General features: G+C 63.0%; 14 protein-coding genes and 1 tRNA gene. 9 read left to right on the forward strand and 6 right to left on the reverse strand.

Translation table 11 applies throughout. From position 1 onward, the window contains the following. Nucleotides 1-89: 89 nt before the first annotated feature. Nucleotides 90-2033 (reverse strand): SUMF1/EgtB/PvdO family nonheme iron enzyme, encoded by a 1944-nt coding sequence (locus OQE56_RS04155; RefSeq protein ID WP_267221794.1) that lies wholly within the window; start codon nt 2031-2033, stop codon nt 90-92. Nucleotides 2034-2138: 105 nt separating this feature from the next. Between OQE56_RS04155 and rnd the strand changes: the two genes are divergently transcribed. From rnd to OQE56_RS04170, 3 genes are all read left to right on the forward strand, one after another. Beyond that, a complete protein-coding gene (rnd, locus tag OQE56_RS04160; RefSeq protein WP_267221796.1) occupies nt 2139-3257 on the forward strand; it encodes a ribonuclease D in 1119 nt (372 codons plus the stop codon). Between the two features lie 56 nt (nt 3258-3313). Further along, nucleotides 3314-3389, forward strand: a tRNA-Ala gene (locus tag OQE56_RS04165). A gap of 245 nt (nt 3390-3634) precedes the next feature. Next, on the forward strand, nt 3635-4282 hold the full coding sequence (locus tag OQE56_RS04170; protein ID WP_267221798.1) for a DUF2076 domain-containing protein: 648 nt from the start codon (nt 3635-3637) through the stop codon (nt 4280-4282). A gap of 39 nt (nt 4283-4321) precedes the next feature. On the opposite strand, the gene OQE56_RS04175 is transcribed toward OQE56_RS04170, so the two are convergent. The 3 genes from OQE56_RS04175 to OQE56_RS04185 form a co-directional block, all read right to left on the reverse strand. Beyond that, on the reverse strand, nt 4322-5038 hold the full coding sequence (locus OQE56_RS04175) for a tetratricopeptide repeat protein (protein WP_267221799.1): 717 nt from the start codon (nt 5036-5038) through the stop codon (nt 4322-4324). Then, nucleotides 5035-5721, reverse strand: coding sequence for a Fe2+-dependent dioxygenase (locus tag OQE56_RS04180; protein WP_267221801.1), 687 nt, complete (start codon nt 5719-5721; stop codon nt 5035-5037). Before OQE56_RS04180 ends, OQE56_RS04175 begins: the two co-directional genes overlap by 4 nt. 67 nt (nt 5722-5788) lie before the next feature. After that, nucleotides 5789-8089: a TonB-dependent receptor gene (locus tag OQE56_RS04185; RefSeq protein WP_267221803.1), complete on the reverse strand. Its 2301-nt coding sequence runs from the start codon at nt 8087-8089 to the stop codon at nt 5789-5791. Nucleotides 8090-8638: 549 nt separating this feature from the next. On the opposite strand from OQE56_RS04185, the gene tviB reads away from it, so the two are divergent. The 5 genes from tviB (at nt 8639) to OQE56_RS04210 (ending at nt 15107) form a co-directional block, all read left to right on the forward strand. Beyond that, on the forward strand, nt 8639-9916 hold the full coding sequence (gene tviB, locus OQE56_RS04190) for a Vi polysaccharide biosynthesis UDP-N-acetylglucosamine C-6 dehydrogenase TviB (RefSeq protein WP_267221805.1): 1278 nt from the start codon (nt 8639-8641) through the stop codon (nt 9914-9916). 11 nt (nt 9917-9927) lie between these two features. Then, entirely contained in the window at nt 9928-10938 is a 1011-nt protein-coding gene (locus tag OQE56_RS04195) for an NAD-dependent epimerase (protein WP_267221807.1), read from the forward strand. A 166-nt stretch (nt 10939-11104) separates the two neighbouring features. Then, complete coding sequence (locus tag OQE56_RS04200) at nt 11105-12775, forward strand: GMC family oxidoreductase (protein WP_267221809.1); 1671 nt, start codon at nt 11105-11107, stop codon at nt 12773-12775. 18 nt (nt 12776-12793) lie between these two features. Next, the gene (locus OQE56_RS04205; protein WP_267221812.1) at nt 12794-13567 is read left to right on the forward strand and encodes a 4'-phosphopantetheinyl transferase family protein; all 774 of its coding nucleotides are present in this window, start codon (nt 12794-12796) and stop codon (nt 13565-13567) included. Between the two features lie 139 nt (nt 13568-13706). Then, nucleotides 13707-15107, forward strand: coding sequence for a TIGR03013 family XrtA/PEP-CTERM system glycosyltransferase (locus OQE56_RS04210; protein ID WP_267221814.1), 1401 nt, complete (start codon nt 13707-13709; stop codon nt 15105-15107). A gap of 235 nt (nt 15108-15342) precedes the next feature. On the opposite strand, the gene OQE56_RS04215 is transcribed toward OQE56_RS04210, so the two are convergent. Then, nucleotides 15343-15768: a J domain-containing protein gene (locus OQE56_RS04215; protein WP_267221816.1), complete on the reverse strand. Its 426-nt coding sequence runs from the start codon at nt 15766-15768 to the stop codon at nt 15343-15345. Between the two features lie 101 nt (nt 15769-15869). Here OQE56_RS04215 and OQE56_RS04220 point away from each other — a divergent pair, with 101 nt between their 5' ends. Next, nucleotides 15870-16709, forward strand: coding sequence for a hypothetical protein (locus OQE56_RS04220; protein ID WP_267221819.1), 840 nt, complete (start codon nt 15870-15872; stop codon nt 16707-16709). 122 nt (nt 16710-16831) lie between these two features. Here the strand turns inward: OQE56_RS04220 and OQE56_RS04225 are convergent. Beyond that, a partial coding sequence (locus tag OQE56_RS04225) for a hypothetical protein (protein ID WP_267221820.1) occupies nt 16832-17020 on the reverse strand: 189 nt, incomplete at its 5' end.

A 17020-nucleotide genomic window follows, 5' to 3' on the forward strand; every position in this document is an offset into this window, starting at 1 on the left:
TGCGGGGGGCAGCACAAGCGGTGCCGGGCACGCTGCCGCCGGGGTCGCGGCGGCGTTGCGACGAGCGCGTCAAACCGGACACAACCCGATCAAAGTTCTCGCAAAACACGGAAGCCAACACGGCCGCTGCGCACGCTTGCATCAGCCCCCTGGCGATAAGCCGAACGCACCTGATCCGGCGAACTGCCCCATGAGCCGCCCCGAACCACCCGCACCCCGCAACCTGGATTGACCCAGGCGCTGCCATCGCGGGGCGCACGGAGGTAGCTGTCGTGCCAGCAGTCCTGTACCCATTCGGAGACGTTGCCGTCGATGTCGTACAGACCGTACGGATTGGGCGCGAAGTTCATAACCGGCGCCGGCCCCCAGTAGCCGTCACGGTAACCGGCGAATGCGTTACTCCAGCGCCGGCCGCTGGGCGAGCGATCGCCACTGCCCGTCAGGTTCTCCACCTTGGACGTCGGCGCGCCCTCTCCCCACCAATAACGTGTGGTGGTGCCGCCACGCAGGGCATATTCGAACTCGGCCTCGCTGGGCAATCGATAGGTTTTGCCCGTGCGCTGGCTGAGCCACTCCACATAGGCCTTCGCGTCGTCCCAGGACACATTGACCACGGGCAACCGGCTATCCGCGGAATGGCCGACGTAGTCGGTCTGCCAGCCCGCATCGGCGTCGTCGCGCATGGCGCCCGTACTCTCGTCGTAAACGCTTGCGCCACCCAATTTGACCGAATCTGGCTGATAACCGCTCGCCCGAACAAAATCGCGGAACTGCCCGACTGTGATGGAGGTACGGGAGAGCGCGAACCCCTTGGCGACACTGACCTCGTGTTGCGGGGTTTCTGCATCTTGCCGACCGGCCTCGCCATCGGGCGCCCCCATCTGGAACGACCCGGTGGGAATCACCACCATCGAGGGTGTCTGCCCGGGCATGTCGACGAAGCGGTCATTGAATACCTGTCCGGGTTTGTAGCTGGCGTACAACCGCGCGTTGGTCAACCGCTCACCAAAGTCGGCCAATCCAGCGAGGTCGGGGCTGATGGCTTTAGCCTGATCGGCCAGTTGCTGCGCCAACGCCAGATTGCCTGCATCGAGCGCCGAGCGAGCCTGGGTCAACAAAGCATTGGCGCGCGACTGACGCATGCCATCGACACGACCACGCACGTCGCGCAACGCCGTCGAATCTGGCGACACCTGGCTCGCTTCGGCCAGCGCCTGATCCGCGCCCTTGAAGTCGTTCTGCGCCACCGCCGCCAGCGCGCGATCAAGCACGGCACGCTGCACTTGCAGAATGCCCTGCTCCGCCACGGCGTTACCCGGATCCAGCTGCAACACCTGACGATAGAGCTCCAGCGCGTTGTTGCCGGCGGGCTGATCGACGTTACCCTGCTGCAGCAACGTCGCCGCCTTGGCCAGCAACGGACGCGCCTGCGCCAGCGTCTTCAGCTTGCCCTGCAGCTGTGCCACGTCGTCGCTCGAATCAGGAAGCGTTTTAAGTGTCTCGATGAGATCGCCAACGGCATCGGCATCGCCCACGGCCAGATCCTGATTGATCTCCGCCACCAGACGCTGACGCACTTCGTACAACCCCTGGGCGGCACGGCGGCTATCGGGTTTTTCTTTGAGCGCTTGCTGATAAAGCGATGCGGCGCTGTTCTCGCCCCCGGCAAGCTGCCCGGCGCGCAATGCCTTATCGGCCCGGGTGATCAGCGCCTCCACCTCCGGCGTGTCAGCACTGAGCTGTTCCGGCAGGTTTGCATTTTTGTTGCCCAGACGGGAAACGATGACCGCAGTGGGAGCGAGCGTGAGTGGCGGCCCGGCATCGATCTCCGGCACGACCGGTACGCGTATCGCCTGCGCCGGCGCCGCCGAGGTCGCCGGCCCAAGATTCATCGCCCGGTGCGAGGCCGTAGCCGACGGCTCGACGTGAAATACGCGCGGAAAGAAGTGATAGACCAGCGCCATTCCCAGCACGACGACGCCAACGGCTCCGCCGAGGGCACGCTGTCGTCGTACGGTTTCCTTACTCGGCATGTTGGGGGACCTTGGGCGGCCTGTTATCGTGGACCGCCTAACCATAGGCAGAAACCGATGTCAGGACAATGCGCGAACGCGTGTTCTGCATCACCAGGAACACGCATGCAACAAGAAACCGCCCTATCCCCCGACGCTGCATGGATCGACCAGCGCGACGCCCTGCAGGCATGGCTTGCTGCGCTGCCTGACGATGCCGCGCTCGGCTTCGATACCGAGTTCATGCGCCGCAACACCTTCTATCCGCAGCTGGCATTGATCCAGTTGGGTTGGAATGGACGGTATGCGCTGGTCGACCCGCTGGCCTTTCCCATTGGCGAGTCGCTACGTCCGCTCATCGGCGAAGGCAACGCGGTGACTGTGATGCACAGCGCCAGCGAAGATCTTGAAGCACTTTCGCCCTTGCTACCGCATGGCCCACACCAACTGTTCGACACCCAGATCGCCGCGGCGTTTGTCGGCATGGGGCTGGGCATCAGCTACCGCGCCCTGGTGGCGGAACTGACCGGCGCTGAACTGGACAAGGGGGAAACGCGCTCGGACTGGCTGCAACGTCCGCTCACCGATTCTCAGCGCACCTATGCCACGCTCGATGTGGTGTATCTCAAGCCCGTGCACGAGCAACTGGCCGAGCGGCTCGCGCAACGCGACCGCGCTGCCTGGCATGCCGAAGATTGCGAACGGCTCAAGCAGCGCGCCTGCTACCGCGAAGGAGATCCGCAACCGCAACGTACCTTTCGCAGCGCCTCGGAATGGCGTCCGGAAAAGCGTGCCTTGCTGCGCCGCGTGCTGTTGTGGCGCGACCAGGTCGCGCGCTCGCTCGACCGGCCGCGCCCGTGGCTGCTTGAAGACGCACTGGTGATGAACCTCGTCCAGCAACAACCCGGCTCGGCCAGCGACCTGGAACAACGCACCCGCGGCCAGCGCGCGCTGCGATCGCCGCAACGTGGCGAATTGCTCGAGGTGCTGCAGCGGCCCATCGATGGGGACGAAGTGACAGCTACCGCGTCCATTCCCGAGACGCCCCAGGGCGAGGCCAAGCGAGCCCTTGCCGCCATGAAGGATTACGTGGACAAGTGCGCCGTCGAACAGGATCTGCCGGCTGGCCTGCTGTGCCCGCGCAAGGTCCTGGAGGAATACGTCGTTACAGAGCAGTGGCCGGAGTTTCTGGAGGGGTGGCGCCGCGAGGTACTACACGACGGACTCAGCCGTCTGCATCCCTGAAGAAACCGGGGGCTTGGCGAGGACTGGAACACGCTGGTAACATCGTTGGCTCATGTGGGGCCATAGCTCAGCTGGGAGAGCGCGTCGTTCGCAATGACGAGGTCGGGAGTTCGATCCTCCCTGGCTCCACCAAAACATTCCAGACAGAAAGCCCCGCGTACCTTCGTACCCGGGGCTTTTTCGTATGGATGCCGCGCAACACCCCTCGCTTGTATGCGTGACGTCGAAAGAGCCTGCGAAATAGCTGACTGCAAGGAAAACGAAAGTCGCTTACCCCTTGATGTCATGCATGCAGGGCACACTTTCGGCACTGCATCACCCGGTAGCCTGAGCGCCACATTGGGTGCCATTCGTAGCCCCTTGGAGATTCGCACGTCATGACACCGCAGGAACAACAGCTACTCGACGATTTTCTCCAGCGCCTCGCGGCCGCCGGCAGCGTGATGAAGGATCCGCAAGCCGACGCGCTCATTCGTCAGCGGCTGGCCAGTCAGCCCGATGCGCTTTATCTGTTGGTGCAGCGCAGCCTGCTGCAGCAACAAGCATTGGAAGGTGCCAAGGCACAGATCGCGCAACTGCAGGCGCAGCTCGCCTCGCAGCAAGGTGGAGGCAGCTTCCTCGGTGGACAGCAACAGTCCGCATGGGGCGCCTCGCCACCGCCGATGCCGCAGCAGCCTCAACCCGCCGCTGCGCCTGGCTGGCGCGATCGCCTGTTTGGCAGCGCGCCGGCACCCGCACAGCCGCCCGCAGCAGCACCGAGCTTCCTGTCGCAGGCGGCCACGACAGCCGCAGGCGTCGCCGGCGGCATGTTCCTGTTCGACGGTATTGAAAGCCTGATCGGCGGTCATCACGGCGGCGGATTCTTTGGCGGTGGTGGCCAATCCACCGTGGTCGAGAACGTCACCGAGAACAACTTCTACGACAACGGCGACCGTTCGCGCGGCATCAGCGATCAGGACTTCGCATCGACGGACGATTTCGACGACAGCAACGACGGCGGTTTCGACGACAGCAGCTGGTCGTAACGGCACGCCAGGCGCACCCAGTGGAGTACTGGGTGCGCTCTACGCTGTGACTGCGGCGAGGGCCCGCAACTCCGGGTGCCGCGACTGACTCAGGTCACAACGCAACGCTTCCGCAAAATAAGTGGGCGCAATCGCCATCGCCATGCGCAGCAGCGCGCACGCCTCTTCAATACGCCCTTCCTCGGTAAGCACTGAAGCCCAGCTGCACTGCCCGCGGTAATCGCCCTTCTCCGCCGAGCGGCGGTAGAGCTCCTTGGCCAGATCGGCATTCGGCGCCGTTTCCCAGCCGTGCTCGTAATACTGCCCCAGGAAATGCATGGCTCGTCCGTGACCCGCTTCCGCGGCACGCCCGAACCAATGAAACGCCTCCGCGCGATTCGGTTTGATGCCGCGGCCGTTGGCAAGCACGTGAGCGTAGTTGTACATGCCCCAGTCCGAACCGTGCTCAGCCGCTTCCCGATACCACACCGCAGCCAGTTCGTAGTTCACTGCGCCGCCCCAACCATTTTCAAGGCAGCGTCCGAGCATGTTCATCGCCATCGGCTCGCCCTGGTGCGCAGCGTGCTGGAACCAGTAGCGCGCCTCGGCACCATCGCGCTCGCAACCAATACCTTCCAGGTACATCTGGCCAACCGCCAACTGCGATGCGCAGTCACCGATAAGCGCCTGCGTAAGGAGCAGTCCGTGCGCGCGCGCCGGCGCCGACCGCAGCAGGTGAGGAAATTCGTCCGCAACGGCCGCCTGTTTCACGCTCATGTCTCGGACCAGGTTCGCAGCAAGTTGTGATAAATGCCGGTCAGTCTCAGCAGATCGGGCTGAGGCGCGCTGACCTGGGTCAGGCTCTGGATGGAAACGTCCAGCTCCAGCAGCAAACGCCGCTGAGCTTCGTCCCGAACCAGGCTCTGTATCCAGAAGAAGGCCGCCACCCGCTGGCCGCGCGTCACCGGCTCGACACGATGCAGGCTGCTGGCTGGATAAAGAATCATGTCGCCCGCCGCAAGCTTGACCGTATGCGTGCCGTAGGTGTCTTCAATGACCAGCCCGCCGCCTTCGTAACTGTCAGGCTCGCTGAGGAACAGCGTGGCGGAGAGATCCGTGCGAATGGGCGAGCTCGCACCGTTGCGACGGTCATAGCGGATCGCGTTGTCCACATGGAACCCAAACGACTGCCCACCGCGATAGCAATTGAAGAGTGGCGGAAAAATGTGACGCGGCAAGGCGCCCGCGAAAAACGTCGTGTTGCGTGCCAGTGCATCGAGCACCAGCGCGCCCAGCTCCCGCGCCTCGGCGCAATCCTCAGGAAGCTGCAAATTATCCTTGGCCTGAGCCGATTGATGGCCCGCCGTCACCCGCCCATCCACCCATGGCGCCTTGGCGAGGCGCTGCTGGCAATGCGCCAGCTCATCGGCGGTAAGCACTTCGGGGATCTGCAACAACATGATGTTTCCTCAGCTTTGCAAATCGATGACGTGCCACACGGGCACGTCATCGATTTCGGCGACCCTATCAGAAACTGAAGTTGGCCGTGAGCATGCCCGACCGCCCCGGCGCCACGGAGGCGTAGTGCGCGGCATAGGCCTTGTCGAAGTAGTACTTGTTGGTGAGGTTTTGCACGTTGAGCTGCAGGTTCAGGTGCTTGTTGACCTGATACGACACCATGGCATCGAAACGGGTCCACGCCGGCACCCACTTCGTGTTGGCGGTATTGCCGTACACCTTGTCCTGGTAATACGCGCCACCACCCACGCTCCATTGCGAGGTGATGGCGTAGCTCGTCCACAACGTAAAACTATTCGCGGGCGTATTGGGGAACTGGTTGCCCTGGCTGGCGAGATCGCCGGCCCCGGTCTTTACCAGCGTGCTGTCGAGGTAGGTGTAGCCACCGAACACATTCCAGCGTTCGGTGAGCTGACCGCTGAAGCTCAGTTCCACGCCATCCACGCGCTGCTTGCCCGCGTTGATTTGCGGGCTGCCGCGGCCACCGGTGGCTACGCGCGCGTTGTCTTTCTCGCTGCGAAATACCGCGGCGGTGAGTGACAAGCGTTCGTTGAATACATCCCACTTCGTGCCCAGTTCCAGATTGCGGCTGCTTTCGGGCTTCAGGTCTGCGTTGGTGACGGCGATGCCATCGGCGCCATCGCCCGCATCCACGCCTGGCGGATTGGACGATGTGCCCCACGACAGATAGACGCTGCCGTTCTGCGCCGGCTTGTAGACCACGCCGAGCTGGTAATTCCAGAAATTCGAATCATTGCTGAGACGGGACACCACACCGGTGGTGGTGGTCGTCGCCACCGATCGGGTGCTGAAGCTGTCAAAGCGCACACCGCCATTGACCGACCACTGCGGGTCAATCGTCACCGTATCGAATGCCCAGGCCGAACGCGTATCGGTCACGATGCGCGTGGGATTCTGGCCACCGATGATGACGCCATTGAACGGATCATTCGGCGTGGGATGCTGCGCGTTCGTGCACCAGTAGCCGGATGGTGCACCGATGCCGTACCTGGGGCTGCAGGCGCCGTTGATGATGGAGCCGGTGTTGTGCGTGTCCGTCGCGCTGGTTGCCGGGTCAACCAGATAGCTGGTGCGCTGCGTCTTCTCACTGCTCAGCTCGATACCCGCCGCGATGCTGTGCTTGAGCGATCCGGTTTCGAATTCGCCGGTGAGATCCGTCTGGTTGGTCAGGTTGGTGGTACTGCTGTTGCGGTTGTTGTTGCGGCGCCAGATGCCTCCGTTCACCAGGAAATTGCCCTGGCTGTCGTCCGGCTGGGTCCAGATGTAGTCGTTGGTGGTGCGTGCGTACAGCGTGGTGTTGCGCAGCGTCCAGCCGTCGCTGAAATCATGCTTGATCAGAATCGAACCGGTGTCGTTGCTCTGCTTCTGGTAGTCGCGAGCGAGCCAACCGTAATAGGTGCCACGCGGAACCGAATACGGCCGGCCATCGCCGTTGAGATTCGCCAGCGGGCTGGTGGCGGCAAACGGGTTGTTGTACGGAATGCCGCTGTCGGGCGTGTCATCGCTCTGCAGGTGGTAGTAGCTGAGCGTGACGCTGGTCGGCGCATGCAGGCCAAACGTCACCGAGGGTGCGATACCCCAGCGCGACATGTCAGGACCGTCACGGCCTGCGACGTCGTTGCTGTGCCCCATCACATTCAGGCGAATCGCCGAATCGCCGCCCACCTGCTGGTTCCAGTCGACCGTGGCGCGGTAATAGTTGTCCGAACCCACGCCGCCGGTGCCGCGCACGAAGTCCTCTGCCTTGGGTGCTTTGGTCACCAGATTGATGCTGCCACCCACGGCACCACGGCCCGTGTAGACGGAGCTCGGCCCCTTGATGACGTCGACCTGGTCGATGTCGAAGATCTCGCGCGACTGCGAACCGGAGCTGCGGATTCCGTCGATAAACACCGAACTTTCCGAATTGAAACCACGGATGATCGGCCGGTCGCCATTCGGGTTGCCGCCCTCGCCTGCACCAAACGTAATGCCCGGCACCTGCCGCAGCACGTCGAGCAACGACGTCGCCGCCGTCTGCTGGATGATCTGCTGGGGAATCACCGTCACCGAGCGCGGCGTGTCCAACAAAGGCACGGTGAACTTGGGCGAGGTGGTGTTGACGACCGTAGAACGCACCTTCACGCCATCGAGGTTCTGCGCATCCTGGGGATCGGCGGTCGTGTCGCTGGCAGCGTCGGCGGCGGTAGCGGCCATGGCCGACGTGGAGGCCAAGGCCAGGCCTAGCGCGCTCATGGCGAGCCGGACAGGCGGGTTGGCCGCGGAAGACACCATTGCTTTGGAGGTCATGCTCGATCCTTCGGGCAGGCGAACGCGGGCCACCCTGGTGGCCGGGAGCCCTTTCGCTGCGGGTTATGGGGTGGGATACGCGAGCCGTGGCGAGGTAACGACCTCCAGCTGGGCTGCACCAATGCACGGTAACAAGATTGAGAATGATTCGCAATATCTTACACGCGACGCGGTGCCGCACCCACAAAGGCTCAGCCCTCCCCTCACCTTGAGCGACCCGGTCCGCGCATCAGGTAACACCGCGCACGCCCATGAGCCCGCCCCTCCGATGGCTACGCCGGCACGCCATCGCGACAACGAAAGCAACCAACGCACAAACCCGTCACAGCACGCGCATCCGCCATCCGGCAAGCAACCTCTGGCCTAGCGGAAACAACAGCTGACCCTGATAGCCTTGCGCCGCTGACGCGCGTTGTGTCGTTCGATACGCGCAACATCACGTCAGTTTCTTATCAGGGGTACGCGTTCTGGTTATCTGCACAGGCAATCCATCGGATACCCTGCAGACCGAAGCGTTGCTCCACTTCAACCAGTCAGCGGAAACCCGGCATGCATAACCTGGAAGACACCAAGCTCGCCATCATTGGACTCGGCTATGTCGGCCTGCCGCTCGCGGTGGAATTTGGCAAGCACTACGACACCATTGGTTTCGACATCCATCAAGGCCGCATCGACGAACTGCGTGCAGGCCGCGACAGCACACTGGAAGTCAGTCGCGATGAACTTGCGGAAGCAGGGAGCCTGCGCTTCAGCTCGCAGCTTGCCGACCTTGCCGATCGCAACGTCTATATCGTTACCGTGCCCACGCCCATCGATTCGGCCAAGCGCCCGGACCTCACGCCGCTGATTCGTGCCAGCGAAACGCTGGCCAAGGTGCTCAAGCCCGGCGACGTGGTGGTGTACGAATCCACCGTTTACCCGGGTTGCACCGAAGAAGTGTGCGTGCCGTTGCTCGAAAAAGGCTCGGGTCTGGTGTTCAACCGCGACTTCTTCGCCGGTTACAGCCCGGAGCGCATCAATCCCGGCGACAAGCAGCATCGCGTCACCAGCATTCTCAAGGTCACGTCCGGCTCTACGCCCGAAACGGCGGATTTCGTCGATCGCCTGTACGGCTCCATCATCACCGCCGGCACGCACAAGGCCAGTTCGCTGAAAGTCGCCGAAGCCGCCAAGGTTATCGAGAACACCCAGCGCGACCTCAATATTGCGCTGGTCAATGATCTTTCCATTCTGTTCAACAAGCTGGGCATCGATACGCTTGAAGTACTGCAGGCCGCCGGCACCAAGTGGAACTTCCTGCCGTTTCGTCCGGGATTGGTCGGTGGCCACTGCATCAGCGTGGACCCCTATTACCTCACCCACAAAGCGCAGGAAGTCGGTCATCACCCGGACGTGATTCTCGCCGGCCGCCGCACCAATGACAGCATGGGTGGCTACGTTGCCAACGAAGTGATCCGGCTGATGGTGCGCAAGGGCATCAACCCGGTGCACGCGCGCGTGCTCGTGCTTGGCCTGGCCTTCAAGGAAAACTGCCCGGATCTGCGCAACACGCGCGTGGTGGATATCGTGCATGCATTGCGTGGGTACAACGCCGAGGTGGATGTGCATGACCCGTGGGTCAATGTGGCGGAAGCCGAACACGAGTACGCACTGACGCCGGTGGCGCAACCGCAGGTTGGCAGCTATGACGCCGTGATCATCGCCGTGGGGCATCGCCAGTTTGCCGCGCTGGGCGCCGAGGGCATCCGCGCGCTTGGCAAGCCGGCATCGGTGGTGTACGACGTAAAATATGTGCTGCCGCGCGACGCCGTCGACGGCAGGCTCTAAGGAAAAAACAGATGAAAGTGTTGGTCACCGGCACCGCCGGATTCATTGGTTCCCATGTTGCCGAACGCCTGTTGGCTCGCGGCGACGAAGTGGTCGGGCTGGACAACCTCAGCGATTACTACGACGTCACGCTGAAAAAGGCGCGACTGGCGCGTTTCGCGGATCGCCCGGGCTACACGCACGTCCATGCCGATCTCGCTGATCGCAGCGCCATGGAGCGCGCCTTTGCCGAGCATCGCCCGCAACGCGTCGTGCATCTGGCAGCGCAGGCCGGCGTGCGTTATGCCGCCGAGAACCCGCACGTGTACACCAGCAGCAACGTGACCGGCTTTCTGCATGTACTGGAAGGCTGCCGCCAGCACGGCGTGGAGCATCTGGTTTTCGCATCCACCAGTTCGGTCTACGGCGCCAACACGGCCATGCCGTTCTCCGAACACAAATCGGCCGAACATCCGCTCACGCTGTACGCCGCCACCAAGAAAGCCAACGAGCAGATGGCGCACAGCTACGCGCATCTCTACGGCATTCCTTCTACCGGCCTGCGCTTTTTCACGGTGTACGGCCCGTGGGGTCGCCCGGACATGGCGCTGTTCCTGTTCACCCGCGCCATCCTCGCGGGCGAGCCCATCCGCGTGTTCAACCACGGCCGGCACAAGCGCAGCTTTACGTATGTGGATGACATCGTCGAAGGCGTGATCCGCACGCTCGACAAGGTGCCGTCGATCGATGCGAACTGGAACAGCAACATGCCCGATCCGGCGAACAGCGGCGTAGCGCCCTATCGCCTGTTCAACATCGGCAACGAGCGCCCGGTGGAATTGCTGCACTACATCGAAGTGCTGGAACACTGCCTTGGCCGCAAGGCCGTCATGGAATTGCTGCCCCTGCAGCCGGGCGACGTGCCGGATACCGAAGCGGATGTAACGGACCTGATACAGGCCGTTGGCTATAGGCCGCAGGTTTCGGTAGAAACCGGTGTCGCTAACTTTGTACGCTGGTACAGAGAGTACTACCGCGTGTGATCGACCCGAGTCCGTACGCGATCTCCGCATAGCCAGTGCCGGAGATCGCGAGCAGGCTCCACGTCCGCAGTCAGCCCGGAGCGGCTAACGGGAATGCCAAGGACCAGATCCACGAAACGACACGTCTCTTGCGTGGATCAATGGAGCAGGCACTTAGGGGGTTGGTGTGATCATCGACTACTTGAGCGGGACACATCCGTCGGATGTGGAAGTGGATCTGTGCATCGTCGGCGCAGGTGCTGCCGGCATCGCCATCGCACATGCTTTCATCGGCACACCGGTAAGCGTGTGTCTGGTTGAAAGTGGCGGATTGGCCGCTGAACATCGCAGTCAGGCGCTGTGCGAAGGCAGCGCCGCCGGTTGTGCGGAGTTTGATCCCGGCACATCGCGCATGCGGGTGTTTGGCGGCAGCTGCAACTTGTGGGGTGGCGGCTGCATCCCGCTGAGTAGCGAAGACCTGAGCGCACGCGACTGGGTGCCGCACAGCGGCTGGCCCATCAGCTACGCTGAGCTGGAGCCCTACTACGCGCGTGCCCGCTCGTTCTGCCAGCTTGGCGCCATGGCCTTCACCGAAGGCAGCTTCGCCGAGCCCACGCCACGGCCCCCCATCGCTTTCGACGACGACAAACTGGTCAATCAGTTGTTTGCGCGCAGCCCCATCCTGTTTGGCGATGCGTATCGGAAAGAACTGGATCAGGCACCCAATGTGCAGGTGCTGCTTCACGCCAACCTGCTCGAGCTGAAGGCGGTGCCCAACGGCAGCCACGTACACGAAGCGAGCATCGGCTCACTGGGCGGGCATCGCGGCCGGATACGCGCCAGGCATTACGTGTTGGCCTGTGGCGGCATCGAAAATGCCCGCCTGCTGCTGTTGTCGAACACCACCGTGCCGCAGGGATTGGGCAATCACCACGATGTGGTCGGCCGCTACTTTATGGATCATCCCAGCGGCACGCTGGGCCGCCTCACTGCCGACAAGCCGCATCACGTCACCCGCCCCTACGAGCGCCGCCGCGGCAAGGGCGCGCCATCTTTTCCCGAGATCGTGCTGTCGCCGCATTATCAGCGCACTCATCGCATGCTCAACGGCCGTGTCCATCCATTCGGTGTGGAGGGGCCGTTGCCACTCGGCATCCGGGCCTTGCGGGAGCTGCGCTCGGCACTGCGGAAAACCGCGCAGGACGAGAACGCGCTGCTGGAGGCGCGCTTGTCCGACGCACTGCGCAATGCGCCGGCCGCCGAGGCCATCGGCGCACCGGACAGCCTCGGCCTGACGACGCTCAAGCTGGGCCTTGGCATCGGCGATATCGCCCGCGCCTTCGTGCACAAACTGGCTGACCGGCCCACCGTGGCCAGCAGCCATGTGGATCTCGTCGGATACTTCGAGCAGGCGCCTAATCCTGACAGCCGTATCACGCTGGGGCGCGAGACCGATGTACTGGGCCAGCGCAAGGTGCACGTGGACTGGCGACTTACCGAACTGGACCGTCACACCTACCGCAAGGCGGCCGCGCTGTTCGGCAACGAGCTGGCCCGCGCCAGCGGCGGACATGTTCACCTTGAGCCATGGCTGGCCGATCACCACGCGGCCACGCCGCAGGTTCACGGCACGGCTCATCACATGGGCACTACGCGCATGTCGAACGATCCGCGCACGGGCGTGGTCAATCGCGACTGCAAAGTGCACGGCATGGATAACCTGCATATCGCCGGCAGCTCCGTATTTCCCACGGGAGGATGGGCGTTTCCGACTTTCACCATCGTGGCACTGAGCCTGCGCCTCGCCGATGAACTGCGCGGACGCCTCACCACATATGCACCCACAGGTCTGCTCTAGGCTGCGGAGCCATTCTCCATGCGCCATGAAACCACGCCGCAGCCTTTCGCACGCGAGGCGACAACAGCCTTGCAGGCGACCGGCTTCGTGCCGCCGGGCGACAACGAGGCGCGCATCATCCAGTTCGAAAGCGCACCGTGGTGGCCTTTATTCCAGCAGGCTGTTCAGCTACTTCCCGAACACGAGATCACGCGGGCGCATCGATTTCATCATGCGCGGGATCGCAACACCTACGCGATCGCCCATGCGTTCTGGCGCGTCGCGCTCGGGCTGACGCTCAACTGTGCTGCGGATGCGGTTCCCCTGGGCAGGGGCACGCACGGCCAGCCCTTGCTGCCGGGCACGCCATTCGCCACCAGCCTCAGTCATAGCGGATCCCAGGTGGCCATCGCCATAGCGCGTGCGCAAACAGTGGGCGTCGATATCGAACAATTGCCACCCCGCGCATCCCTGCGCGAACTGATCGCCCTGTTGTGCACGCCTGCCGAAGCGCACGCACTGGAAGCCCTGCCCGACACAGCTCGCACACCGGCTCTGCTCGCGCTGTGGACACGCAAAGAAGCGTTGCTCAAGGCGTTCGGCATAGGTCTTCGGGTTGCGCCATCGACGATCGATGCGCCACTGGACTGCACCATCGAACCGCCCGCGGCCGCCGCCGATGCGCCCGCATGCCGCCTGCATCCACTGGAACTTTCGTCCTCGCTGACCGGCGCGCTCGCAGCACCGCCCTCCATCACGCACATCCAGATGCACACGTTGTTGTCCGCGCAAGCCGCACACCTCACAGCGTAAGCGCAGGTGTTACATGCCTGAGACAGCCGAACGGTTTCCCCTCGCTCCCCCGTAAGTTGCATCGACTGCGCGAGCACCGCGCGGTAGCCTTTTCGACGCTAAACGGACATAGCTAAGTCTTAGGGGTAAAGGGGGTCGGATGCTTCGTTTCCTGCGTCGCCAATCCGTACGATGGCTCGTCTTGCTCGGCCTATGCGAGCTTGCGCTGCTGGCTATTTCGCTGTGCCTGGCAACGTTTATTCGCTACGCGTACAACGTGGAAGAGCTTGCCGAGTTCACCGTGCATTTGCCGGAGCGCGCCTTTGTGTTCGCGGGCATCATCGTCACGGGCATGGTGGCGATGGGCCAGTATCAGGCGCATATCCGCATGACCCGGTTCGGCCTGCTGGCAAGGCAGGCCGTCGCTTTCGTGTTGGGCGGCATTCTGCTGGTGGTGGGCTACTACGTGGTGCCGCAGGCCTACGTCGGACGCGGCGTGCTGGCCATCGCGCTCTCGCTTGGGTTCCTGCTGGTGTTCTGTCTTCGCCTGGTGTTTCTGCAATTGGTGGAAGTGGAGGCGTTGAAGCGCCGGGTGATCATTCTCGGCGCGGGTTCGCGCGCATCCCAGATCCACAACCAGATGCGCCGCCGCACCGACCGTCGCGGCTTCTGCGTTGTGGGCTACATCCCGCACGCCAGCGAAACCGTCGCCGTGCCTGACGATTATCTTGTGCGCACCGGGCTGGATTTACCTGCCCTGGTTCTGCGCGAACAGATCGATGAGATCGTGGTGGGCGTTGACGACCGCCGCGGTCACCTCCCGATGGACGATCTGCTCGAATGCCGGCAGATGGGCATCACCATCACCGACCTTACCTCGTTCTTTGAACGCGAGTCCGGCCGATTGCAACTCACCATTCTGGATCCCTCCTGGCTGGTGTTCTCCAGCGGTTTCAATGCCACGCCGCTGCGCCAGTTGAGCAAACGCTGCTTCGACCTCGGCGCAGCCACCGTGCTGCTTCTGCTTTGCTGGCCGCTGATGCTGCTGGAAGCACTCGCCATACGCCTGGAATCGGGCCCTGGCCAACCCATCCTGTATCGGCAGGAGCGTGTGGGCGCACACGGTTGCACCTTCGAACTGCTCAAGTTCCGCAGCATGCGTACCGACGCCGAACGCGATGGCATAGCCCGCTGGGCCGCGAAGAACGACGATCGCGTCACCCATGTCGGACGCATCAGCCGCAAGCTGCGCATCGATGAGCTGCCGCAGCTGTGGAATGTACTCAAGGGCGATATGAGTATCGTAGGTCCGCGCCCCGAACGTCCCCAGTTTGTCGCCAACCTGGCGTCTCAGATCCGCTACTACAGCCTGCGTCATTGCCTTAAGCCTGGCCTCGCCGGGTGGGCACAGCTCAGCTACCCCTACGGGGCAACCGTCGAAGAGGCGGCGGAAAAACTCAAGTACGACTTGTTCTATGTGAAAAACCACAACCTGCTGCTGGATCTATTGATCCTCATCCAGACGGTGGAAGTGGTGCTATTTGGCCGAGGCGCTCGCTAGGGTCGCGATGCTCAGTTCCTGGTGTCCAGCCTCGGGCGTTGTCGAGTTCAACGTGCGGGTGGGGGGCCCAAACGACATGAAACCGCGAACCATACTTATCGACCCGATGGCCATCCGCTGGGCGGCCTCAGACGTAACCGCTATCCCGGTTATCGCCATGGATGTTTACTGGATCTCTCTCTACAGCCGGCATTTTGCCCACCCTGGCGGGCATGGCGGTCAGCACACCCGGCCTCTATGCCTGGGTGTCGCTGGAGGCATTGGAAGGCTCGGGCACCGGCGCTTCATTGATGTACTGCCACGCCAGCGCCACGATCACCACCAGCAATACGAACACGAGCACCGCGCGCCACTTTCTGGTCGTTCGTGGCGCTGCCGGCGCCTGGAACACCGGTGCGCTGGCCTCCGGTACCGAGAAACGCACTTGTGGCATGGCGCCTGGAAGGCGACCGTGTTCGCGCTGAAACACCATGGCCGCGTCGTACTGCGAGATAAGCCGCTGCAAACGTGCCGCTGTTGCCGGGTCGGACGTGCCGCCCTGACGATCGGGATGCATGCGTGCCACCTGCCGCCGGTAGGCCTGCTTGAAGACAGGCAGCGAACAGCCTGGGCGCAGGCCGAGCGTCCGGTACATATCGAGAAAGTCAGTCTCGTTAGCCAAGCCGGTCCCCCTCCGGGTGGCACTGCATTGAACGCCTGTTCGATACCTTCAGCGTGGCGAACCGCGCATCGACGCCAGGCGGCGAGAATTGTGGGCACAGCATGATGCCATTCGCAATATCGGCCATCCGTACGATGACGGACTATGCCATGCCGCATGGCCTGCGCCGCGGCTGCGCTCGCCGCTGGCATGCCACGGTCGTTGCGCTGCTACTGGCCTGCCCCGCGCTCACCACGGCACAGGGCGCAGCGCCTCGCGCCACCGATGTACCCAACGCACCTCCGCAGAATGCACCGCTGCTCGGCGCACACACCCTGCTGTCCCATTCCGAAGGCGAAGGCGTATCGCCCGCCGTCACCGCCCCCATCGAAACGCAGCCTGCGGGAAGCACCTTCATCGTGCTCAACGGCGGCTACGCCAAGAACGGGAACGGCCCCGTCGACAATTACGCCAATCGCTGGAAGCGCGTGGGGAGCCGAGTGGTTTTCAATGGCTACGGCGGCGCCTTTGATGTCACTGCCTATGTGGCTGTGGCCGGCAAAGGCGGTTCGGGACACAGCGTACGCATCGACAAATCCGGCTATCCGGAAGGTGAAATCACCGTACCCTTCATTGAAGTGCGCAACGCCGGCGTGCTCAAGGACATGGCGCAGAACTACCCCGCGCCAGCGCTCGTCATGACCAGCGGCGAAGTCACCACCACTGGCCCTGCCACCCTGGTCGCCGTGTGGTGGGGCGATGGCGGCGTCAAGACGATGACCACCCGCCCGGACAGTGGCTTCCAGATGATCGACAGTTATCTGCTGCTACCAGACAACAGCGGCGTGCAATGCGCTGTTGCCTATAGGCAGGTGGCGTCGGCTGGTACGTATCACGTGAGCTGGGTGGGGTCGCCGATGCAGGGGGCGATTCTTTGGTTGTTTGCGTTTCAGGCGGAGTGAGTGTGGTTTCTCTGAGGTTGTGTTCCATCGCCAGGTTGCCACGTACAACGCGAAGTGAGGAGTGGGTGCTCGCGGTGGTGTTGATTTCCCTCACCATCATCCCGGCGAAGGCTGGAAGCGCTTCATAACAGCCGCAGGCTGGTCATCCTGTGTCTTTCGCTCTTGTGGGCGTTACCGTGATCGGGCTCGCCTGCGGCGGGCTTCCGACGATCTGCCGATCGCCGGGTCACTTTTCTTTGCTTGCTCAAAGAAAAGTAACCAAAAGAAAGAGCACCCCGCTTGGCGCTTGCCGGGCTGTTAGCCCGGCAAGT

Source organism: Dyella silvae (genome assembly GCF_026421305.1).
In the GTDB taxonomy this organism is placed as follows: domain Bacteria; phylum Pseudomonadota; class Gammaproteobacteria; order Xanthomonadales; family Rhodanobacteraceae; genus Dyella; species Dyella silvae.

What these genes read in the sequence shown, in the direction of transcription:
- tviB (WP_267221805.1), top strand. Translation starts at nt 8,639, where the DNA reads ATGCATAACCTGGAAGACACCAAGCTCGCCATCATTGGACTCGGCTAT.
- OQE56_RS04220 (WP_267221819.1), top strand. Translation starts at nt 15,870, where the DNA reads ATGATGCCATTCGCAATATCGGCCATCCGTACGATGACGGACTATGCC.
- OQE56_RS04175 (WP_267221799.1), bottom strand. Translation starts at nt 5,038, where the DNA reads ATGAGCGTGAAACAGGCGGCCGTTGCGGACGAATTTCCTCACCTGCTG.
- OQE56_RS04170 (WP_267221798.1), top strand. Translation starts at nt 3,635, where the DNA reads ATGACACCGCAGGAACAACAGCTACTCGACGATTTTCTCCAGCGCCTC.
- OQE56_RS04195 (WP_267221807.1), top strand. Translation starts at nt 9,928, where the DNA reads ATGAAAGTGTTGGTCACCGGCACCGCCGGATTCATTGGTTCCCATGTT.
- OQE56_RS04205 (WP_267221812.1), top strand. Translation starts at nt 12,794, where the DNA reads ATGCGCCATGAAACCACGCCGCAGCCTTTCGCACGCGAGGCGACAACA.
- OQE56_RS04185 (WP_267221803.1), bottom strand. Translation starts at nt 8,089, where the DNA reads ATGACCTCCAAAGCAATGGTGTCTTCCGCGGCCAACCCGCCTGTCCGG.
- OQE56_RS04210 (WP_267221814.1), top strand. Translation starts at nt 13,707, where the DNA reads ATGCTTCGTTTCCTGCGTCGCCAATCCGTACGATGGCTCGTCTTGCTC.
- OQE56_RS04155 (WP_267221794.1), bottom strand. Translation starts at nt 2,033, where the DNA reads ATGCCGAGTAAGGAAACCGTACGACGACAGCGTGCCCTCGGCGGAGCC.
- OQE56_RS04180 (WP_267221801.1), bottom strand. Translation starts at nt 5,721, where the DNA reads ATGTTGTTGCAGATCCCCGAAGTGCTTACCGCCGATGAGCTGGCGCAT.
- rnd (WP_267221796.1), top strand. Translation starts at nt 2,139, where the DNA reads ATGCAACAAGAAACCGCCCTATCCCCCGACGCTGCATGGATCGACCAG.